This is a genomic window from Acinetobacter sp. S54, from assembly GCF_016624945.1.
Lineage (GTDB): Bacteria > Pseudomonadota > Gammaproteobacteria > Pseudomonadales > Moraxellaceae > Acinetobacter.
In genome coordinates, this window is sequence record NZ_JACVUI010000010.1 from 1 (window position 1) to 19,606 (window position 19,606).

24 protein-coding genes are annotated in these 19,606 nt (G+C 38.4%); 7 read left to right on the forward strand and 17 right to left on the reverse strand.

The window, feature by feature from the left end; translation table 11 throughout:
- Window positions 1-82: 82 nt before the first annotated feature.
- The 9 genes from IAE20_RS12770 to rplM form a co-directional block, all read right to left on the reverse strand.
- Window positions 83-499 (reverse strand): roadblock/LC7 domain-containing protein, encoded by a 417-nt coding sequence (locus IAE20_RS12770; RefSeq protein WP_200461344.1) that lies wholly within the window; start codon window positions 497-499, stop codon window positions 83-85.
- A gap of 22 nt (window positions 500-521) precedes the next feature.
- Window positions 522-1,064 carry a GTP-binding protein gene (locus IAE20_RS12775; RefSeq protein WP_200482504.1) on the reverse strand — a complete coding sequence of 181 codons (543 nt, stop codon included), beginning with the start codon at window positions 1,062-1,064 and terminating at the stop codon, window positions 522-524.
- 9 nt (window positions 1,065-1,073) lie between these two features.
- Complete coding sequence (locus tag IAE20_RS12780) at window positions 1,074-2,036, reverse strand: hypothetical protein (protein WP_200482503.1); 963 nt, start codon at window positions 2,034-2,036, stop codon at window positions 1,074-1,076.
- An 80-nt stretch (window positions 2,037-2,116) separates the two neighbouring features.
- Window positions 2,117-2,476: a roadblock/LC7 domain-containing protein gene (locus IAE20_RS12785; protein ID WP_200461341.1), complete on the reverse strand. Its 360-nt coding sequence runs from the start codon at window positions 2,474-2,476 to the stop codon at window positions 2,117-2,119.
- 411 nt (window positions 2,477-2,887) lie between these two features.
- Window positions 2,888-3,550 (reverse strand): hypothetical protein, encoded by a 663-nt coding sequence (locus IAE20_RS12790; RefSeq protein ID WP_200461340.1) that lies wholly within the window; start codon window positions 3,548-3,550, stop codon window positions 2,888-2,890.
- A 16-nt stretch (window positions 3,551-3,566) separates the two neighbouring features.
- Window positions 3,567-4,001 (reverse strand): ClpXP protease specificity-enhancing factor, encoded by a 435-nt coding sequence (locus IAE20_RS12795; RefSeq protein ID WP_200482502.1) that lies wholly within the window; start codon window positions 3,999-4,001, stop codon window positions 3,567-3,569.
- Window positions 4,002-4,012: 11 nt separating this feature from the next.
- The gene (locus IAE20_RS12800) at window positions 4,013-4,663 is read right to left on the reverse strand and encodes a glutathione S-transferase N-terminal domain-containing protein (protein WP_200482501.1); all 651 of its coding nucleotides are present in this window, start codon (window positions 4,661-4,663) and stop codon (window positions 4,013-4,015) included.
- 228 nt (window positions 4,664-4,891) lie between these two features.
- Window positions 4,892-5,278 carry a 30S ribosomal protein S9 gene (gene rpsI, locus IAE20_RS12805; protein ID WP_120368518.1) on the reverse strand — a complete coding sequence of 129 codons (387 nt, stop codon included), beginning with the start codon at window positions 5,276-5,278 and terminating at the stop codon, window positions 4,892-4,894.
- 12 nt (window positions 5,279-5,290) lie between these two features.
- On the reverse strand, window positions 5,291-5,719 hold the full coding sequence (rplM, locus tag IAE20_RS12810; RefSeq protein ID WP_200461337.1) for a 50S ribosomal protein L13: 429 nt from the start codon (window positions 5,717-5,719) through the stop codon (window positions 5,291-5,293).
- A gap of 182 nt (window positions 5,720-5,901) precedes the next feature.
- Between rplM and pdxA the strand changes: the two genes are divergently transcribed.
- From pdxA to IAE20_RS12825, 3 genes are read left to right on the forward strand one after another with little or no spacing between them, the layout of a single operon-like run.
- A complete protein-coding gene (gene pdxA / locus IAE20_RS12815) occupies window positions 5,902-6,873 on the forward strand; it encodes a 4-hydroxythreonine-4-phosphate dehydrogenase PdxA (protein WP_200482500.1) in 972 nt (323 codons plus the stop codon).
- 23 nt (window positions 6,874-6,896) lie between these two features.
- Complete coding sequence (gene rsmA, locus IAE20_RS12820) at window positions 6,897-7,709, forward strand: 16S rRNA (adenine(1518)-N(6)/adenine(1519)-N(6))-dimethyltransferase RsmA (RefSeq protein WP_200482499.1); 813 nt, start codon at window positions 6,897-6,899, stop codon at window positions 7,707-7,709.
- Window positions 7,710-7,714: 5 nt separating this feature from the next.
- Window positions 7,715-8,554 carry a symmetrical bis(5'-nucleosyl)-tetraphosphatase gene (locus tag IAE20_RS12825; protein WP_200482498.1) on the forward strand — a complete coding sequence of 280 codons (840 nt, stop codon included), beginning with the start codon at window positions 7,715-7,717 and terminating at the stop codon, window positions 8,552-8,554.
- 53 nt (window positions 8,555-8,607) lie between these two features.
- On the opposite strand, the gene IAE20_RS12830 is transcribed toward IAE20_RS12825, so the two are convergent.
- The 5 genes from IAE20_RS12830 to IAE20_RS16795 all read right to left on the reverse strand — a co-directional run bounded on the left by IAE20_RS12830 (window position 8,608) and on the right by IAE20_RS16795 (window position 11,828).
- Window positions 8,608-9,054, reverse strand: coding sequence for a DUF2147 domain-containing protein (locus IAE20_RS12830; protein ID WP_200461333.1), 447 nt, complete (start codon window positions 9,052-9,054; stop codon window positions 8,608-8,610).
- 121 nt (window positions 9,055-9,175) lie between these two features.
- Complete coding sequence (locus IAE20_RS12835; protein WP_200461332.1) at window positions 9,176-9,844, reverse strand: LrgB family protein; 669 nt, start codon at window positions 9,842-9,844, stop codon at window positions 9,176-9,178.
- Between the two features lie 12 nt (window positions 9,845-9,856).
- Window positions 9,857-10,228 (reverse strand): hypothetical protein, encoded by a 372-nt coding sequence (locus IAE20_RS12840; RefSeq protein ID WP_200461331.1) that lies wholly within the window; start codon window positions 10,226-10,228, stop codon window positions 9,857-9,859.
- Window positions 10,229-10,272: 44 nt separating this feature from the next.
- Window positions 10,273-11,607, reverse strand: a complete 1,335-nt coding sequence (gene hflX, locus IAE20_RS12845) for a ribosome rescue GTPase HflX (RefSeq protein ID WP_200482497.1) — start codon at window positions 11,605-11,607, stop codon at window positions 10,273-10,275.
- A gap of 83 nt (window positions 11,608-11,690) precedes the next feature.
- Complete coding sequence (locus IAE20_RS16795; RefSeq protein ID WP_227611029.1) at window positions 11,691-11,828, reverse strand: hypothetical protein; 138 nt, start codon at window positions 11,826-11,828, stop codon at window positions 11,691-11,693.
- A 170-nt stretch (window positions 11,829-11,998) separates the two neighbouring features.
- Here IAE20_RS16795 and IAE20_RS12855 point away from each other — a divergent pair, with 170 nt between their 5' ends.
- A complete protein-coding gene (locus IAE20_RS12855) occupies window positions 11,999-12,808 on the forward strand; it encodes a lysophospholipid acyltransferase family protein (protein WP_200482496.1) in 810 nt (269 codons plus the stop codon).
- 42 nt (window positions 12,809-12,850) lie between these two features.
- Here the strand turns inward: IAE20_RS12855 and IAE20_RS12860 are convergent, their stop codons facing one another.
- The gene (locus IAE20_RS12860; RefSeq protein WP_227611034.1) at window positions 12,851-14,425 is read right to left on the reverse strand and encodes a phospholipase D family protein; all 1,575 of its coding nucleotides are present in this window, start codon (window positions 14,423-14,425) and stop codon (window positions 12,851-12,853) included.
- 189 nt (window positions 14,426-14,614) lie between these two features.
- On the opposite strand from IAE20_RS12860, the gene IAE20_RS12865 reads away from it, so the two are divergent.
- Window positions 14,615-15,625 (forward strand): metallophosphoesterase, encoded by a 1,011-nt coding sequence (locus IAE20_RS12865; RefSeq protein ID WP_200482495.1) that lies wholly within the window; start codon window positions 14,615-14,617, stop codon window positions 15,623-15,625.
- Window positions 15,626-15,695: 70 nt separating this feature from the next.
- On the opposite strand, the gene IAE20_RS12870 is transcribed toward IAE20_RS12865, so the two are convergent.
- Window positions 15,696-17,012 carry an MFS transporter gene (locus IAE20_RS12870; protein ID WP_200482494.1) on the reverse strand — a complete coding sequence of 439 codons (1,317 nt, stop codon included), beginning with the start codon at window positions 17,010-17,012 and terminating at the stop codon, window positions 15,696-15,698.
- Window positions 17,013-17,160: 148 nt separating this feature from the next.
- The gene (trhA, locus tag IAE20_RS12875) at window positions 17,161-17,802 is read right to left on the reverse strand and encodes a PAQR family membrane homeostasis protein TrhA (RefSeq protein WP_200482493.1); all 642 of its coding nucleotides are present in this window, start codon (window positions 17,800-17,802) and stop codon (window positions 17,161-17,163) included.
- A 101-nt stretch (window positions 17,803-17,903) separates the two neighbouring features.
- Here trhA and IAE20_RS12880 point away from each other — a divergent pair, with 101 nt between their 5' ends.
- Both IAE20_RS12880 and IAE20_RS12885 read left to right on the forward strand, forming a co-directional pair.
- Window positions 17,904-19,133 carry a class I SAM-dependent methyltransferase gene (locus IAE20_RS12880; protein ID WP_200482492.1) on the forward strand — a complete coding sequence of 410 codons (1,230 nt, stop codon included), beginning with the start codon at window positions 17,904-17,906 and terminating at the stop codon, window positions 19,131-19,133.
- Window positions 19,134-19,568 carry a GNAT family N-acetyltransferase gene (locus tag IAE20_RS12885; RefSeq protein ID WP_200482491.1) on the forward strand — a complete coding sequence of 145 codons (435 nt, stop codon included), beginning with the start codon at window positions 19,134-19,136 and terminating at the stop codon, window positions 19,566-19,568.
- Window positions 19,569-19,606: the final 38 nt, after the last annotated feature.

The window sequence follows — 19,606 nt, forward strand, 5'->3', positions numbered from 1 at the left end:
TAAAGATAAAAATAAGTTAACGCCTAAACACTCGATAACTCATCAACAAGTCATTTGTTAACGCTATGAATTTTAATTAAATTTAGTTAACATGACTTATGATATTCTGGCTTGCCTTTTTTAAACTAAATAAAAGTTGGCCAAGTAAAACATCTTTACTACTCAATGTTACGATTACCATAGGATGCTTATCGGCTGGTACTGAAGTTAGAATTGCTTTTCCATTTTCAGCATCCAAAGTGATGCTCTGACAGCCTGTCAGCTGAATTTCTTTAAGAAAGGCACCGACCATTGCCAAAATAGAACTGCTAACTGCAGCTAATTTACTGGCATTATAATGATTTTTTTTTGTAATCGTTGCTAGCTCAAAACCATCCGTTGAACAAAGCATAATAAAATCTATTCCACGAACATTATTAATAATATCCTGAACTTCATTCTTTGCGTGTTGAATAAGCTCAGGAGATGCAATTCTTCGCTGTTCTTTTAAAGCAAACATGGCGGCTACCTCAAAATTAATTTTAGGATGTCAGGTTGTAATTTACTTCCAATGCTGTAATAAGTGATTCAATCATAAGTAAGATATGGTCAGGTTGACGCGCATCAATAAAAAATAACGGATATGAATATTGATTTTCCTTTAGCCAGTCCCGATAGATCGAAAGGGATTTTTCTTTATTTTGATCAATGTGAGTGATTCCTATCGCTATATTATGACTGTGTGCCTTAAATGTTTTTAAATAAGTATCCAGTTCTTGCAGGGGTGTCTCGATAGAGTGATCAATCAGTAAAATAATTCCTATAGCACCCTCACAAATAACTGACCAGATAAAATCAAAGCGAGTTTGTCCAGGAGTACCATATAATCCGATCTTTACGCCATCTTCTAGCGTAATTTCACCATAATCAATCCCTACAGTTGTCTGAAGCTTTTCATGGGCTTCTTGGTCTGTATTAAACGCTTCCGTAGCTAGCACAGGGATTTCGGACAGTGATTTTATTGCTTCAGTTTTACCAGCTCCCATGCTTCCAGCAAACACAATTTTATATTGTTGTAGAATCATATGCTTATCCTATAATCCAAAACGGCGACGTAGCTTACCGAAAAATTTATTTAAAAAGCCTTGGTTTTCATCATTTTGAATATCTGAGTTGTGTGAAAATTTACTTTGAGCAGCCAGAATTTCCTCACCATTACCAGCTGCAATACAGGCCGCTATAAATTGTTTAACTATCTGTGTTGGTAGATTTAGTTGTTTCGCTATTTGGCTAAGTTGGGCGCCTTGTATAAAGCATGCGCTCAGTTGCAAGACGGTTTTACGATTTTGAGTACTAAATGGTTGTGGCCAATATTTGGTTTGATAAAACTGGATATCATCTGCAAGGGTATTTAGTTCAGGAGAATTCCAAACAAGATTCCAAAGCCAGTCTTGAAGTTGATATTCGGCTTTACGCGAGACTTTGACAAAATCAGCAGTCATTGCAAAATCATATTGAAAACTATGGTTTGTTCGGGTCTTGATTCGAGTAGGTTCTAACCATGCAATTTTACTGCGTGTATCAATGATCGCTAGAGTTCCATGATCATCAAACAAATGTAAACGTGCATTTTCAGGATTAAGCATTTTCCTAAAAATGGTAGGATCTAATGGAGACGGTGCTTGATTATTTAAATTTGTTTTATATTCTTCATAATGGGATAAATAGTTTAGTAATTTTAAATTTACCCATTGTTTTAAAGGTTCAATTTTATTATTAAAAGGTAAGTATAGGGTATTATTATTTATACTTCCTGATAAATCATGATCTTTCACTATTTTTAAAAATGGGAAATTTTTATTTTCTAAAATCTTTTGAATGCTTTGGGTTTCAAAAAAAGACTCATTGATTATAAGTAAATCAATATTGGGGTCAGCAACATTTATCCAGTTAATACCATATTGGTCTGGAATAGCATTTCTTAACTCCATTTTTAATTCATCTGAACTTTTTAATCCTAAGCCAGAAATTGCAATATTAATGCAGTGCCCATTCATATTATCTTTTGTATCTCAACAGTGGACAGTACAAGAGAAACAGCCCTTTATAAATTTAGTTCATAAAGGGCAATTTTGGCTTAAGCAAAATCAAGTTCTTTTTCAAAAGTCTTAAGCTCATGACGTGCCATCGCTAAATTAGATTTTGCGCGGTCAAGAACCAAGTACAAAAAGATATTGCTATTGCTCTCTAATGGGCGAATAAGGTGGTATTGCTTGCCCAATGTGATCAGGATATCTTCAATTTCATCATTGAGCTTGAGTGAGTTGGCAACGCGACGTTTAGCACGTATAACTTCTGTATTTCCTGCTGCTGCAAGTTCTAAATCAATATTTCCCCCACCTTGAGTGGCAAGCGCTAATCCGCTTTCTGAGTCGACTAGAGCCGCTGCATTGAAACCATCAATACCCGTTAATCCATCAAGTGATAATTTAGCCATGTGTATACCTATTTATTAAGCCATGATTATTTATACTTTCTACTATTCTTTGATTTATATCTGGAATGAAATAGTAGGTGTTTTTTTATTATTAGAAAATGGCTGAATTAAAGCAATAGTTTATAAAATATAAAAAATGAATATGAATTATTGATTTGATTATACTGGTCATATTAAATTCAAAAAAATGTATTTTTTAATGCATATCGATAATTCTAATGTGATATTAATCTCATTAAAATTGATCAAAAAAGTCAGAATTACAAATGTAACAAAATATTTTTCAATAATTTTATTGTTAAATTTAAATATAATAAACGTTATTATGTGACATTATTTGTTAGTTTTTATTTTGTAAATAAAATAAGAGAGCAAGTCCTCTCTTATTTTAAATAATGTTTTTAATTTAACTTAATGAGTTAAGCCGGTATATTGGCAATAAAGAAAAATTAAAATTACGAACGCGATCACTGGCGCAATGATTTTAGACCAACCGGGAATATGGGGTTCGGGTACTTCAATAGACGAGTGATGATCTGTATCAATGTGAGGGTGGGCTGTATTTACCATTAGATTAAACTCCTTCATTGTTTCATCTAATGATATCTCTTCTGTTCGCTGAGGTTTAGACCCTACCAGCTCAGTAAGCTGATTTGTTGACCAAACCCAATCATCCGCTTGCCCTGATAAATGCTCTACTTGCCCAGTCAATAGTTCTCTAAGCCCATTTTGACCAAAATTTCCCGTGTCATCGAGTTGTTTAATCTCGGTAAATTGAAGTGCCAAAATTTCCATTAAAGCAGTTTCTAGTTCTTTGGCTGGTAATTCTGATTGATTATTTGAAGAGGTAACCAGATGGCGGGCAATACCTTGTAAATATAAGGGATCAATTTTATGAATTTCTTGGTAAAGTTTACTTTCATCTTCACGCCAGAGCTGAATAATTTTTCCCAAAGCTAATACATTAAGTTCAAAAATATAATGGTTACGCTTTTCACGGGGATGGGATGAAAATAGCTGAGGCTTTTGAATTGCAGTCTGCTCAGCAAAATAATGTACTAAATCAAAAGCCATCGGATACTCCGTAAATCTAATCTAATAATCGTAAACTTGGTTTTTTCTTAGGTGTTTCTGATTCAACTTTGTCTTGAGTATTTGATTTTAAAGTATCTTCTGTAGTTTGCGCATTGGCATATTCGTCAGGATCGAAGAATAATCCTTGTCCATTTTCACGAGCATAAATACCCATTAAGGCTGAAATAGGGACATAAATATCACGAGCCAGGCCACCAAAGCGAGCTGAAAAACTAATCGCATCGTTGCTCATTTGAAATTGATGAACCGCATGAGGCGCAATATTTAGAACAATTTGTCCATCTTTCACGAACTGTTCTGGAACAGAAGTATAAGGTTGTGTGGCATCAACCATTAAATAAGGCGTAAGCTGGTTATCACAGATCCATTCATAAATTGCACGTGCCATATAGGGGCGGGTAGGACTTACATCTATTTCATGATTTGACATGATGGACTCACTTAACGATTTACTAAAGTACTATAACGCGTTTTTTCCTGTTGTGTCATGGATTTAACAAAAGCAGGACGACTAAATACACGATTACAATAGAGTAACAAAGGGCGGGATTGTTGGGTTGATAGTTCAATTCCCATAGTTTGTAATCTGAGAAACATGGGGGCAATCATACAATCAAGAATCCCAAAATTTTCTGCCATAAAATAGGGAAAATGTTGAAATAAGGGAGTAAGGGAAATTAAAGTATCTCGGAATTGTTTTTGTGTTCTAATTTTTTGTTCGACATTCAGTGTATCTGCATGTTTTAGCATGATATCCGCTTGTTTAAACCAGTCTTGTTCAAATCGCCAGATATATTGGCGTTGTTCAGCACGTGTACTAGGTGCATCCGCATATAGCTTATTTTGTCGATATCGATCATCGATATACTCTGAAATAATCGCGGTTGAAAATAGTTTTAAATCATTTTCCAGTAACATGGGAAGCTGATTATAGGGATTTAAACTGGCAAGGTCTTCGTCTTCATGATCCACTAGAATCAAATGATATTTTATTTGTTTTTCCGCCAGCAAAAATCGAATCCAGTGTGAGCGAAAATCATCTGCATGACTATAAAGCGTAATTCCTTGAAGCGATGCATTTTCGACAGACATATCTCAAAAAACTAAAAAACTGAATGTAGTAGGATACTAAAATTACATCTAAAAAGATAATACCCTGTTTAATAAGTTTGGGGTGCTTTGCATTTATAAATTTTAAGTATAGGGGCCGTCTCTTTATTCAAAAAAAGCTTAAAGCTATATCTGTATTATGAAATATAAAATAAATTTTTTAAAAGAAAACCCCGGAAAATCCGGGGTTTTGTCCAATCCGAAAACGTATTAACGTTTAGAGAACTGAGGACGTTTACGTGCTTTACGTAAACCAAGTTTTTTACGTTCAACTTCACGAGCATCACGAGTTACGAAGCCAGCTTGACGAAGAACTGGTTTTAAAGTCTCGTCAGATGCGATCAAGGCACGAGTAATACCGTGACGGATAGCACCAGCTTGACCACCAATACCACCACCTTTAACAGTGATGTAAAGGTCGTATTTTCCAGTTGCTTCTAACAACTCAAGCGGTTGACGAACAACCATTTGAGCAGTTTCACGTCCGAAATATTGCTCTAAAGTACGGTTGTTGATAACGAGTTTACCAGTACCTGCTGATAAGAAAACACGTGCAGTTGCGGTCTTACGGCGACCTGTACCATAATTAGTTGCCATGTGCTTTATCCCTTAGATGTCCAAAACTTGTGGCTGTTGAGCAGTATGAGGATGCTCGCTACCAGCATACACTTTCATCTTCTTGATCATTGCATAACCAAGAGGACCTTTTGGCAACATGCCTTTAACAGCGCGTTGGAAGATTTCTTCAGGTTTGTGAGCAACTAATTTTTCGAAATTAGTTTCTTTTAAACCGCCTGGGTATTCAGTGTGGCGATAGTATTTTTTATCAAGCGCTTTGTTACCAGTCACTTGAACTTGTTCAGCATTGATCACAACGATGTAGTCACCAGTGTCAACGTGAGGAGTATAAGAAGTCTTGTGCTTACCGCGTAAACGACGAGCGATTTCAGTCGCGAGACGACCTAAAGTTTTGCCAGAAGCATCAACAACGTACCAGTCGTGTTGTACTTCAGCAGGCTTAGCGCTGAGAGTTTTCATTACTACTACCTATTATAGTTGGTTTGAACGGTGGAATCTGTCCAAACAAAAGGAGACGAGATTCTAAACGAATCTATCCAGTTTCACAAGAAATAATCACTTCTAATCAGGATTATTTTAACCGCTCCAGTCTTAAAATTGCATATACTGCATAAGATGGAAACTAATACGAGTGGGATTCGATGGCACTTCCTTTATATATCACCAGCGGTGAGCCTGCGGGAATTGGCCCGGACATTTGTTTAACTTTAGCTGCGCGTGTGGATGAACGTCCAGTTGTTGTTCTGGTTGATAAAGATTTATTGCTGCAACGTGCCCGACAATTGGGAATAGACGTTGAATTGATCGAATATAAGGGACAGCCTGTTTCCAGTGAAAAAGGTCAGCTTTATATCGAACATGTTCCTTTACATGTAGAGGTGATTGCAGGTGAATTAAATCCCAAAAATTCAGCGTATGTCATCGAACAGCTTAGGCGTTCTGCTGAATATGCCATGACTGCTAAAAGTGTGGGTGTAGCAACTGCCCCAGTACAAAAGTCTGTGATTAATGATGCAGGGATTGTTTTTAGTGGACATACAGAGTTTTATCAGGACTTCGCAGGTGTTGCTCGTGTGGTCATGATGTTAGCAACGAAAACGTTACGGGTGGCTTTGGTCACTACACATTTGCCATTACGCGCTGTTGCTGATGCGATTACACCTGAGCGGCTACGTCAAGTGATTGATATTTTACTGCATGATTTACAAACCAAATTTAAAATTGAACAGCCACGGGTTTTAGTTTGTGGATTGAACCCTCATGCTGGGGAAGATGGTTATTTAGGTCGTGAAGAAATCGAGGTCATTAATCCTGTCCTTGAAAGTTACCGTCAACACGGTGTAAAAATGAGTTTAAGTCTACCTGCAGATACTTTATTTACCCCTGAACATTTAAAAGATGCTGATGCGGTTTTGGCGATGTATCACGATCAGGGTTTACCTGTGTTAAAATCACAGGGCTTTGGTGAAGCCATTAATATTACGCTGGGTTTACCTTTTATTCGTACCTCGGTCGATCATGGTACTGCACTATCGTTAGCAGGTACTGGTATGGCTAAAAGTTCAAGTTTGCATGTTGCGGTTGATCTGGCGCTGGATCTGGCGCGTCAATAATTGATTTATGTTGGAACGTTTTTATGTATCAAATTAATGCCCTAAACCCTAAAGAAGAAGGGCATAAAGCTCGTAAACGTTTTGGTCAAAACTTTTTGCATGATCAGCGCGTGATTGCCAAAATTGTACGATCAGTTAATCCGCGTCCCGGTGAAAATATTGTGGAAATTGGGCCGGGTCTAGCGGCATTAACTTCACCACTGATTGGTGAGTGTGATGCACTTACTGTCGTAGAGCTGGATCGTGATTTGGCAGCGGGTTTGCCTGAGCGTGTGCCTTATCCAGAACGATTAACCATTGTAGAAGCAGATGCATTAAAATACGATTTTAGCCAATTAACACAAGAAGGGCGTCCACTACGTGTTGTGGGTAATTTACCTTATAATATTTCGACTCCCTTACTTTTTCATCTTTTGGAATTTGGCGATAAAGTCAAAGACATGCACTTTATGCTACAAAAAGAAGTAGTAGAACGGATTACGGCAGCCCCTAATACCAAAGAGTATGGGCGTTTGTCGGTGATGATTCAGTATTATTGTCAGCCTACTTTTTTATTTGAAGTCCCTGCAGGTGCATTTAATCCGCCGCCAAAAGTCACGAGTGCTGTATTCCGTTTAGTCCCGTATATCGAGAAACCGATTGTGGCTAAAGATGAAAAAGCGTTATCTCGTCTGGTTTCCCATGTGTTTACTCAACGTCGAAAAACCTTGAGAAATAGTTTAAAGGGTATGCTCGGTGAAGATGGTTTTGTAAAGGCGGGCGTAGATCCAATGGCTCGTCCTGAAACCTTAACATTGACACAATTTGTCGCGTTGTCTGATTATATGGTCGGGTAGATGCTATGGCGAAACGTTATAATTATGTGATTGGGGATGTACAAGGCTGTTTTGAAGCTTTAAAAGCATTACTCAAGGAAATTCGTTTTGATCCAGATCAGGACGTAATCTGGTTTGCAGGCGATTTAGTGGCCCGAGGTGAAAACTCTGTAGGAACATTACGTTTTGTCAAAAAACTAGCAGAGCGCGGTGCGGCCCATACCGTTTTGGGCAATCATGACCTGACTTTAATTGCGGGTGCGCGTGGGTTGAAAAAAATTAAACCCAAAGACAATACTCAGCAAGTCATTGATGCCATTGATGGTGATGAATTAATCGATTGGTTGCGTCGTCAGCCTTTGTCGCTATTTCCAAATGAAGTTACAGTGTTGACTCATGCTGGCATTCCTTGCATCTGGAGTGCTGAAAAAACGGATCAATTGGCAAAAGAAGTTCAGGCTCAGATTGGAAGCGAAGATTTAAATCAATTGGATGCATTTTTGGCAGTTATGTACGGTGAAGAACCAAGCTTATGGTCAGATGAATTAACTGGAATGGAGCGTTTACGCAGCATTACCAATTATTTAACACGTATGCGCCTGACCAATGCAGAGGGGCGTCTTGAGTTCAGTTTTAAAGATGAACTGACGGCTCCTATGCCTGAAGGCTTTCGTCCATGGTTTGAATTTGAGAGTTTAACCGCACAGACACATCAAATCGTGTTTGGTCATTGGGCTGCTTTACAAGGTCGGACGATTAGCCCACATATTCAAAATGTCGATGGGGGAGCGGTGTGGGGCAATCAGCTCATTGCTTATCGCTTGGAAGATCAACAACTTTTTCAGGTTGATAATCCATTAATTTAAAAATGCAAAAAGTCACCGTTTGGTGACTTTTTATGATTGTGAATACGTTATTGTTATTCCTGACGGATCCAGATTTGGGTACGACCTAACGCTGAAACGCCAACATACCCCCGTAGTTGTAGACGTTTGCCATTTGGACTTAACTTGGCTTTCATGCTGTAAATCTTGCCACTTAAAGGATCAATAATTCTGCCGCCTTTGTAGTCAAAATTTTCATCATGCTGTAGCCCTGTTAAAACATCCATTCCTAAGATAGGTTTGTTGGTGTAAGGAGCGGGGCAATTTACGCACGTTTCTTTAGGCGTATAGCCTGGACGTGGCGTAACTTTAATAATTTTACCTGTATATGAACCGTTTGATTCTTTACGAATCTCAATAATTGCTTTGGATGAACCTGTTTTATCATCAATATTTTGCCAGATACCTGAAATGTCTTGTGCAAAAATCAGACTACTAAATCCAGACAATAATACCGCTGCTGCTAATTTTAGCTTTCGCATTGTTTAAATTCCTTTTTCTGCGTAACCAGATAGCTTTTTATGCCATAAAATGACAACTACTCCAATCTTAGGTGTAATTCTATCTGTATTCAATGCCTATTTTTGATTAATAAGTCACGGATTATTGGAGTGAAAGTATAAAAGTTGGCAGCCAGATTGCAGTGAATACGCCATTAATGGCCATGCCAAAGGCGGCATAACGACCAGCAACGGCACCTCGTTGCCATGCCTGAGCGGTGCCAATCGCATGTGCTGCTAGACCCAAAGCCAGACCAGATGCACGTTCATCATTAATATGTCGCAATATTAATGGAGAGAATGCAGCTCCAATCACGCCAGATAATATGACGATTAAAGTCACTAAGGTTAATGGTGCATGTAATAAAGTTGCGATATTTAATGCAATTGGTGTGGTAACAGCGCGTGTGGCAAAAGCCAGAATCGTGGGTTCTGACATATGTAATAAATAAGCAAGTCCCATAGGTAGTGCAACCGCACTGGTACTGGCAAAAACAAGAATTCCAATCATCGATTTGAGGGGCAAATCGTCATAACGCATAGCCGCTAAAGGAATAGCAAGTGCGACCGTGACATAACCGAGTAAATGACTGAATAAATTATTTACAGCAGCCATATATTGTTCATATGGCATACCGACTATGGCCAAGATAGCCACCACGATGCACATACCAAATACCAATAAAGGTACTTGCGGTAGACGTTTATTCAAAGGTTTAGCACAAAGATAGGCTACGAGAGTGATCAAAAAACCATAAAGAACTGTTAACATTTTTTGGTCATCCTAAAGCCAGTGTTTTGCCATTTTTGCGTAAATCCAGAGTGGAATCAGGGTGCTGATCACCAATACCAATAAAAATAAGGGAATTTCCTTCCCCATATGTACCAGCATCATCAGTGAACCCGCACAGATGGGTAAAAATGCAAACCCACTTTCTTTCATGATTTTATTATTGGTGTCGACGAGACGATTTGGAACTTTTTTAAATTTACGCCAGACAAATAGTACAATCAGAAGACTAATTAATCCTACCAAATTACCCAATTCAGGATGGTTAAATGCTCCCATAATCAGCACAGAACCTTCTCGAAATACAATAATCAGCGCAATGGTTGCGACCCATGCCAACCAGTCAATCTGTTTTAACCTGTCCATGCTGCTCATCTATTTATCATTTGAATAATCACGTTTTAACCGATCTAGGACTTGATTTCAAATTCTTCGAGTGGTCGTTTAAATTGGCTAGCGCGTTCACCCAGAATTTCGTCAAGCGGTAAATGCGCTTGACGAATCAGTTGTTCAAGTTTCTGTGGTGCGATGCAAATATTTAAATGGAGATGGCCTTCGTCATCATAATGTTCACTTTGAATGACATTCAATGCATAAAGTTGGGTACGTAATTTGCCATAAGCAGGTTTCAGACGAAGATCAAACTCTTGTAATTGACCCATTAAACATTCTTGTACTGCTTGTTTAAGTAATTCAAGTCCTTGTCCAGAATGCGCAGATACATAAACCCGATCGGGTAAATGCGGTTCAGCATAAATAATTTTTGGCTCATCACCACTTAGATCAATTTTGTTATATACCCTTAAAACGGGTGCATCTGCTCCAATTTCTTTTAGTACGCCTTCGACAGCTTCGATTTGTTCATGCATGTCGGGACTATGACCATCAATGACATGAAGTAAAAGCGTAGCTTCAAGGGTTTCTTCCAAGGTCGCTTTAAATGATTCGACCAAGTCATGTTGCAAGTCACGAACAAAACCTACCGTATCTGCGAGCACAACCGCACCAATTCCATCCCAGTCTAGACGACGTAATGTAGGATCCAGTGTCGCAAACAATTGGTCAGCAGCGTAAACATCACTATTGGCCAAGATATTAAACAAAGTGGATTTGCCGGCATTGGTATATCCGACCAAAGAAACTGTTGGAATCGCAGCCTTTTGCCGTGCTGCCCGGCCTTGTATACGAGTTTGTTGTACTTTGATCAGTTTATCTTTCAACTGAGTAATACGTACTTTAATTAAACGTCGATCGGTTTCAAGCTGAGTTTCACCTGGTCCTTTGAGTCCAATGCCACCTTTTTGTTGCTCAAAACCCGCTGCCCAACCGCGAATTAGGCGTGTAGATAAGTATTTGAGCTGTGCCAATTCAACTTGTAATTTGCCTTCATGAGTACGAGCCCGTTGCGCAAAAATATCCAGAATCAATCCTGTGCGATCAATAACGCGACATTTCATGATTTTTTCGAGATTGCGTTCTTGCGCAGGTGATAATGAGTGATCAAAAATTACGAGTTCAGCATCTAAATCTTGGACGTGCTGCGCAATTTCTTCGGCTTTACCTGAGCCAATAAAAAACTTGGGATCAGGTTTATTGCGTTGAACCGTTAAGTGTTCGAGTAAAGTTGCTCCTGCAGATTGGGCAAGTAGGCGAAACTCTTCAACATCCAGATCATCGAGCATGTTGACTGCTACACTGACCAAAATGACACGTTCCCTTTGTTGTACTTGACCCGAATGTTCCACAGATGACCAAACTCGTTTAACTAAAATATCATGCTAAGATAACCCGAGCAGTCATTTGAATCTAGTTTTTATAGCCAAAATGACTAGATTAAACTGCTAAATGCCTGAGCAGTCAGAATCATGGCGCCCGTATATAAAATTGACCAGCCGATGATTTGACGTAAAATTGTTGCAATCGAACTGTTGGAATATTGATGATGTTTCACTGGAGTGGCGTTCATGACATGGCTCCTTTGATCTTTAATTTCGATAATTAAATAATAATCAATCGTAATAATAAATAGAAATTGAATTTTTAAATGTTCTTGTTCGGTTTTTATCATCAATGCAAGCAAATCCAGTTCAGTATAAAATGGGACGAAATTGCTATTTTAACAACAATGATATTTTTATGACTCAATCTAATTCTGTATCTCAAACGCCCTTAAGTCCTGTAGAAAAAGTTTTTCTATATAGTAAGAAACTGGCGACTGGTCTGGGCGTGATTGGGGAGGGCTTTTATCTGGTCTATCGCCATGGTCTCTATAAAAATCCTAATAATCCACGCAATACCCGTTATGTGCAATATTTTTGTCGCCAATTATGCAAAGTTTTTAATATTGATGTTGAGGTACACGGTACTATTCCGCGCAACCCTGCATTATGGGTAAGTAATCATATTTCATGGCTTGATGTCGCAGTGTTAGGTTCTGGTGCGCGAGTTTTCTTTTTGGCTAAAGCTGAAATTGAAAATTGGCCTGTGTTGGGTAAATTGGCGAAAGGCGGTGGTACGTTATTTATTAAACGCGGTTCAGGCGATTCAGTGCGGATTCGTGAGCAAATTGCAGATTTTTTAAGAAAGGATATCCCGGTTTTATTTTTTCCCGAGGCCACAACGACGGATGGAAAAACCATTAAAAGGGTGCATGGACGTATTTTAGGGGCTGCGATAGAAGCACAACGTCCTGTACAAGTTTGTTTGATTTGCTATGTCAATCAACAGGGTGAATTAGATACTATTGCGCCATTTATTGGTGAAACTACTTTTGCAGAACATGTGCAGCAGGTATTGGAAATGCCTAAAGTTACAGCACATTTGCTGACTTTACCTGAAATTGAGGTACAGGGACATACGGTGACGAGTTTAACGGCCGAAGTTCAACAGAAAATGGAGCAAGGTTTAAAAGAGTTGCATGCGAGAGTACTGACTCTTAAATCATAAATAAATTGCTTACTTATTGAAGGATTTACAGGATTCTTTGAATTACATAAATCCTTCGATTGGTAACCATGACAGCATTTTGACTCCAGCACGTTGCCACCATTTCATGCGTGGTTCTTTTTTATAAATTTTAGTGCTGTTGGGAGTCTGGCGATACCAATTGATATTATGGTTAGCATCTAGCACGAGCTTATAGGCGTAATGAGTGAGTTGTTGATCCATTGTTTGGTGAATGTTTTTTGCTAAAGTCGGGCTGTTTAAAATAACTCCAATCTCAGTGTTCAAATAGGCTGAGCGCGGATCAAAATTAAAAGAACCAATAAATACCTGCTTTTGATCTAGGGTCATCATTTTTGCATGTAGGCTTGAATTACTTAGACCTTTAAGACTAATTTTAGCTTCTTTTGCTAATTCTCGGGTATTTTTAGTTAGATCCTCTTCATCAAGAGAAGGGAGAAACTCATAAAGCTGTACGCCATTTTCCAATAATTCTTTGCGATATTTACCATAAAAGGCATGAACAATCGACACATCATTGGCTTTAAACGAGTTGGTTAAAACCCGAACTTGTACACCATTTTGTGCTAATTCACTTAAGTGCTTAGCACCTTGTTTTTCAGGTACGAAATAAGCAGAGATCAGGTCAATATTCTCCTCAGGTTTCTGCAAATTTTTAATCAGCTGGAAATTAAGATGTTGTTCTTTTTTTGCTTTTGCGCGAATTTTATCAGGTGAGTCCTTGACCACTTTCGCTTCTACCCAATCGAATTGAATATTATTATTGAACCATTGGTCAAAAGCATGTGAACGTGCCGCTAAGTTAAGATAGTTTTGTACATTCGCCAATTCGTAATGTGCGTCTAGCTGACGTTTTAGCTCTGGATAACGTAAATAATGGGTTTTGGCATTAACGATATTAATCACAGAGTAGGCATATTTATCATTCCAGTAATCGTCAAAGGAATGCACAATGTCATCGACAGCTGAACCAACAAGCATCACATCGACATCTGAAAATTGATAATTATCACTGCTGTTATAATATTGATTGGTCATGTTACGACCACCAATTAAGGCAATCTGATCATCAGCAATAAAGCTTTTATTATGCATGCGGCGATTGATACGCTTTAAATCCAGTACCATATCAATTCCACGAAATTTGCGAAAACGATAAGGATTAAACAGCTTTACTTCAATATTTTGATGTTGTGACAATGCCAATAAAACGCCTTCCATTTGTTTGGCATTGTTGTCATCAATCAACAAACGAACTTTTACTCCACGATCCGCTGCACGAATAATAGCATGCAAAGCTAAAGCACCTACTCGGTCGTTGTCCCAGATATAATATTGCAGATCCAGACTTTTTTCGGCTTTATCAATCAGTTTAAGTCGTGCGGTAAGAGCTTCAAGTGGATCATAGAGCAAATGATAGCCCGTAAGTCCTGGATTCTGCTGACGCAGAGGCTTTACGACTTTGGCAAGCGTAGTTTGTGAGGTATCTACTTGGCTTGCTAGCTGAATAACTTCAGGTCCAGGTTTTGGTAGCGTATTGCATCCGCTTAAATTCAAGACCACCATACAACTGATGCCAAGCAAAAAGTGCCTGCTCATTTGCTTTTTTGCAGTAAAATTAGGGTATTGTGTAGATAAGCGGAATGTTTTTGCCATAATGCATGCATACAATAATGTGGCCTAGAGTATAATTCTTGACTAGCCAAAGATAAATAACTGAAACAAAATCACCATCCTGATGATTCTTTCAGTGTTTAAGATGCTATTTAGGATCATTTGAGAATAGCTATGTGGGATTTTAATTCGATTATTTTTTATTTCTATCTGATTTTTGTTGTTCTTGCAATCTGGGCCATTTCTCAAGCTTGGCGTAGTCAGTCACGTACGGAAACGATTCATCCTTTTAAGGCTTTCGTACATCTCTTGGCCTTTTATTTATCTTATTTACTTTTTCCTTTAATTATTTTTAGTCTTTATGCGGGATGGTCTGGTTATTTTTCTTTGCATCAATCGATTTTTGTTTTTCTATTGAGCGTATTCTTAATTTATGCTCGATTTATCGAACCGCATCTAGTTCATGTACGTCAGCATCAATATCGTTTAAATCCCGATCAGCCGTTTGTTAAACCCATTAAAGTGGCTTTGATTGCCGATTTACATATTGGTTTGTTTTCAGGACATGAGCGTCAATTACGTATTATTGTCGAAAAGCTTAATCAGGCCCAGCCCGATATTGTAGTTGTCGCAGGCGACTGGACCTATGAACCTGAAAATAAATTGGCTGAAGAACTAGACGTTTTGCGTCAGATAGAGGCGCCTGTCTACTCTGTGCCAGGGAATCATGATGAACAATATCCTGGCCCGCCAATTCAGGAATTGCTGAAACATGCATTAAATGTAAATGATGTGATCGATATAGAAGGAAAAATCGTTGAGTTTGATGAATTTCGTCTCATTGGAATTGGGGATTTATGGGCAGGCAAGACGGATATGCGTTTTATGCCTGAGTTACCTCAGGATAAGCCTTGGCTAATTTTATCGCACAATCCTGATACTGTAGATATGGTGCCTAAGCTTCCTTTACGTCCTTTAATGCTTTCTGGACATACACATGGTGGGCAAGTTGAATTGCCATGGATTACTAATTACATTATGAAAAAAGTTTCAATTTTGGGTCATAAAAAAGGCTTTTATGAACATGAGCATGCGGATGTATTTGTAACTGTTGGAACGGGAATGGTGGGAATTCCATTTCGTTTTCGAGTGCCACCTACGATTGATATTATTGAACTGATTTAAACTTTTAGGGTGTTTAAATTAAATGAGCCAATAAAAAACCAGCCTATGCTGGTTTTTTATTTTCTTAGCTTTAAATTTGATTATTTACATCTTCATTTTTAGTTTCACGGATCAGTAGGAATGCAATCAATGATAAAATTGAAGCTGCTGTTAAATAATATCCTACAGCTTGTAAGCCGTAAGTTTCAGCTAACTTAGTGGCGATCAGCGGCGCAAAAGAGGCCCCTAAAATACCCGCAAGGTTGAATGTTAAAGCTGAACCGGTGTAGCGGACGGATGTTGGAAATAGTTCTGAAAGTACGGTTCCAATTGGGCCATAAGTAAGTCCCATAATAGACAAACCAATACACAGGAACAGGAACACTACCAACGTATTGCCAGATGCCAGAAGATCAGAGAAAAACAAACCAAAAATTGCAGCAGCAATACAAACCCCAATAGAGGTCGCTTTACGGCCAAATTTTTCAGCAAAAATAGCTGAAAGGGGAATAAAAGCAGCAAAACATAAAGTTGCAAATAATTGCATCTCAAGGAACTGTCCACGAGCATAGCCCAAATGAGTGGTCCCCCAATTTAAGGCAAAAACAGTCGTCAAATAAAACACGACAAAGGTACATACAGCGCCAATCGTTCCAAGTACCAATTGTTTAGTGTGTTTTGTCACCACTTCGGTAAATGGAATGTTAACTTCTTTTTGCTTATCCAGTACTTTCTGGAAAGCTGGTGTTTCGTGGAGTTTTAAGCGGATATATAAACCCACCAGTACCAAAATTGCACTCGCAATAAATGGAATACGCCATCCCCATTGCATAAATGCCTCATCTGACATAAATGCGCCAAGCGTTAAAAATGAACCTGCGGCTAAAATAAATCCAATCGGTGCGCCAAGTTGGGGAAACATGCCATACCATGCACGTTTACCTTCTGGTGCATTTTCAGTTGCGAGCAGTACAGCGCCACTCCATTCACCACCTAATCCCAAGCCTTGGCCTAAACGACATAGCGCTAACAATAATGGCGCGACAATTCCAATTTGAGCATAAGTAGGCAATAGGCCGATACAAACTGTAGAAATTCCCATAGTGAGCAAGGCTGCGACTAAGGTTGCTTTACGTCCAATACGATCCCCTAAATGCCCAAATAATGCAGCACCAATCGGGCGCGCGATAAAGGCAATCGCGAAAGTTGCAAGGGACTGTAGCATGGCAGCACTGCCACTGCTTGCTGGGAAAAATAGATGTGGAAAAATAAGTACTGCAGCGGTGGCATAAATATAAAAATCAAAAAACTCGATCGTTGTTCCAACGAGACTCGCAGTTAAGACACGGAATTTTGAGTTACTGGCAACAGCAGGTGCTGTGGTTGCAGAGGTAGAGGATGACGCCATAAAGGAACCTTACACTTCGTAAAAATAAAAAAATTTGTTTTTAAAAGCGTAATCTTTTTAAAAAAGGCGTAATTTCTTAAAAAAATAACGAGAGTAGTCCTGATATTCAATACTGATCAGGGTCGCTGACAATAGTATTAAAAATAGACTAGATCACGTACCAATAGATCGCGAGGAATTGTAATCCTGCGCCCATCAATACAAAAACATGCCAGATTGCATGGGTATATCTTACCTTTTTTAGCGCATAAAACAATGCTCCAATCGTATAAGCTAATCCGCCACCCACTAAAAAAATGAGAGCATCTTTGCTCAAATACCTTTGCATATCATCAATAAGCAACACAGCAGTCCACCCCATCAGCAAATAGGCAATGAGTGAGATTTTTTGAAATCGATGAATGAAAATTAATTTGAAAAGTGTACCAATAAAAGCAATCACCCAAAGTGCAATCAATAAATAATGGGCTTTGGTTGTCGGAATGGCGATACTTAAAAAAGGCGTGTATGTTCCTGCAATAAGATAATAAATCGCCGTATGATCCAGTTTTTTATACCAGTGGCGTTTTTCTTTGGTTTTTGCAAAATGGTAGAGCGCGGAGCTACTAAATACTAAAATCAGACTTAAGCAATAAGCCCATAAACCAATCCATTGACCACCTGATAAATCATGGCCTTTTATCAATAAAAAAATAGCAGCAATGACCGCAAGAACCGCACCAGCTGCATGACTCCAAGCATTCAGTTGTTCTTCAACAGGATCATAATCAAGGACAGGTAGATGTGACATTATTAGGTCATTTTATTAAAAGTACAAGTGTATAGTAATTCAATTTTATTTTTAAAGTAAGACGTTTTAAACTATAGCTGCAAATAAATAAGGTTTTTACTATGTCCGCTTTGGCAATCGATTCTTCTCAGGAACATCAATTTATTGAATTGATTCAACAAACCATTCAAACTCAGCAGTTTGAACGGCTGATCCTGAGCCAATATAAAGGTACTGAAGCGGAACTTGAAAAAATCACGTTTCGATTGGTTGAGTTACAGCAGCAAACAAAATTAAGTGTTTTGTACCATTATAAAACCAAAGATGTGACTAAAAATTATGATTTAAATGAATCATTTGAAATTATTGAAGAATTTGTACTTTTATGCAAACAAGCCAATCTATTTGCGTTAAATGTTGAAGCTCAGCTCAAAAAGAATAAGAAAAAAGCTGTGTTGAATATTCAACCATTAAATAAACTGGAATCGAATCATTTAAAGCCTGCCCATCAGCAACATGATCGCGAAAAAGAGCGTTATATTGATCAGGGAAGTCCATTTTTACACTATCTAGGTATTACCGAAAGCGGTGGTAATATTATTCCTGCTATGGCGAGAAAATGGAAACAAATCAATAAATTTATTGAAATTTTTTCACATGCCTATGAACAAATTGAGATAAAAAAAGATCAGATCAATATCGTTGATTTTGGTTCAGGTAAAGGTTATCTCACTTTTGCACTTTACGATTATTTGCAGCAGCAAACCATGACTCAACCTGTCATCACAGGGGTTGAGCTGCGTTCCAATCTGGTTGAGTTTTGTGAGGATGTCGCTAAACGGTCTGGTTTTGATCATCTCAATTTTTTTGAAGGAGATGTCAGAACTTATCATACGGATCAGCTAGATGTGATGATCGCTTTACATGCCTGTGATATTGCTACGGACTTTGCAATTCATACAGGAATTCGCCTAAATGCCTCAATGATTATGTGCGCACCATGTTGTCATAAAGAATTACGACCACAGTTACAAAGTCCAGCGGTACTAAAACCGATGTTGCAATTTGGCGTTCATGCGGGGCAACAAGCTGAAATGCTCACGGATTCGTTACGCGCTTTATTTCTTAAAGCGTATGGTTATGAAGTCAAAGTATTTGAATTTGTATCACTCGAACACACCAGTAAAAATAAAATGATTCTGGCCACTAAACGTAAAAATATGCAACAGCCAGATGCCCAAATTTTGCAACAGATTCAAGCATTAAAACAGATGTATGGGATTGAAAAACAAACACTTGAGTTACTATTAAGCGATCAATTGATGATCGATAATGTTGGATGTAAATGTTAAATGATGAAGAATCCGATCATTGATATTCAAAAAGGGGCATGGAAGACTCTGCAACAAGATGCCATGTTTGTCCGTAAACGTGTGTTTATTGAGGAACAACAAATTCCAGAAGCAGAAGAGTGGGATGCTCAGGATGAGCGCTCTATTCATTTTGTTATGTATCATGATACTCAACCGATTGCCACGGCACGATTATTAGAAAATCGTAGTGTGGGTCGAGTTGCGGTTTTAAAGCCTTATCGGGGATTAAACATTGGAAATAAACTCATGCAAGCCATTGTTGATTATGCCAAACAACAAAATCTACCCGATTTAAAACTGTCTGCTCAGGTGTATGCAACGGGTTTTTATGAGCGTTTAGGCTTCCGTCAACACGGTGAAATTTATGATGATTGTGGAATTCCGCATATAGAAATGTTTTTAAACTTCGACTAATTTAAGCTCTACTAAAAAAAGATATGGAAGCAAATACC

Coding starts and splice junctions, on each gene's coding strand:
- IAE20_RS12770 (WP_200461344.1), bottom strand. CDS start 499: ATGTTTGCTTTAAAAGAACAGCGAAGAATTGCATCTCCTGAGCTTATT.
- IAE20_RS12775 (WP_200482504.1), bottom strand. CDS start 1,064: ATGATTCTACAACAATATAAAATTGTGTTTGCTGGAAGCATGGGAGCT.
- IAE20_RS12780 (WP_200482503.1), bottom strand. CDS start 2,036: ATGAATGGGCACTGCATTAATATTGCAATTTCTGGCTTAGGATTAAAA.
- IAE20_RS12785 (WP_200461341.1), bottom strand. CDS start 2,476: ATGGCTAAATTATCACTTGATGGATTAACGGGTATTGATGGTTTCAAT.
- IAE20_RS12790 (WP_200461340.1), bottom strand. CDS start 3,550: ATGGCTTTTGATTTAGTACATTATTTTGCTGAGCAGACTGCAATTCAA.
- IAE20_RS12795 (WP_200482502.1), bottom strand. CDS start 4,001: ATGTCAAATCATGAAATAGATGTAAGTCCTACCCGCCCCTATATGGCA.
- IAE20_RS12800 (WP_200482501.1), bottom strand. CDS start 4,663: ATGTCTGTCGAAAATGCATCGCTTCAAGGAATTACGCTTTATAGTCAT.
- rpsI (WP_120368518.1), bottom strand. CDS start 5,278: ATGGCAACTAATTATGGTACAGGTCGCCGTAAGACCGCAACTGCACGT.
- rplM (WP_200461337.1), bottom strand. CDS start 5,719: ATGAAAACTCTCAGCGCTAAGCCTGCTGAAGTACAACACGACTGGTAC.
- pdxA (WP_200482500.1), top strand. CDS start 5,902: ATGGCACTTCCTTTATATATCACCAGCGGTGAGCCTGCGGGAATTGGC.
- rsmA (WP_200482499.1), top strand. CDS start 6,897: ATGTATCAAATTAATGCCCTAAACCCTAAAGAAGAAGGGCATAAAGCT.
- IAE20_RS12825 (WP_200482498.1), top strand. CDS start 7,715: ATGGCGAAACGTTATAATTATGTGATTGGGGATGTACAAGGCTGTTTT.
- IAE20_RS12830 (WP_200461333.1), bottom strand. CDS start 9,054: ATGCGAAAGCTAAAATTAGCAGCAGCGGTATTATTGTCTGGATTTAGT.
- IAE20_RS12835 (WP_200461332.1), bottom strand. CDS start 9,844: ATGTTAACAGTTCTTTATGGTTTTTTGATCACTCTCGTAGCCTATCTT.
- IAE20_RS12840 (WP_200461331.1), bottom strand. CDS start 10,228: ATGGACAGGTTAAAACAGATTGACTGGTTGGCATGGGTCGCAACCATT.
- IAE20_RS16795 (WP_227611029.1), bottom strand. CDS start 11,828: ATGAACGCCACTCCAGTGAAACATCATCAATATTCCAACAGTTCGATT.
- IAE20_RS12855 (WP_200482496.1), top strand. CDS start 11,999: ATGACTCAATCTAATTCTGTATCTCAAACGCCCTTAAGTCCTGTAGAA.
- IAE20_RS12860 (WP_227611034.1), bottom strand. CDS start 14,425: ATGAGCAGGCACTTTTTGCTTGGCATCAGTTGTATGGTGGTCTTGAAT.
- IAE20_RS12865 (WP_200482495.1), top strand. CDS start 14,615: ATGTGGGATTTTAATTCGATTATTTTTTATTTCTATCTGATTTTTGTT.
- IAE20_RS12870 (WP_200482494.1), bottom strand. CDS start 17,012: ATGGCGTCATCCTCTACCTCTGCAACCACAGCACCTGCTGTTGCCAGT.
- trhA (WP_200482493.1), bottom strand. CDS start 17,802: ATGTCACATCTACCTGTCCTTGATTATGATCCTGTTGAAGAACAACTG.
- IAE20_RS12880 (WP_200482492.1), top strand. CDS start 17,904: ATGTCCGCTTTGGCAATCGATTCTTCTCAGGAACATCAATTTATTGAA.
- IAE20_RS12885 (WP_200482491.1), top strand. CDS start 19,134: ATGATGAAGAATCCGATCATTGATATTCAAAAAGGGGCATGGAAGACT.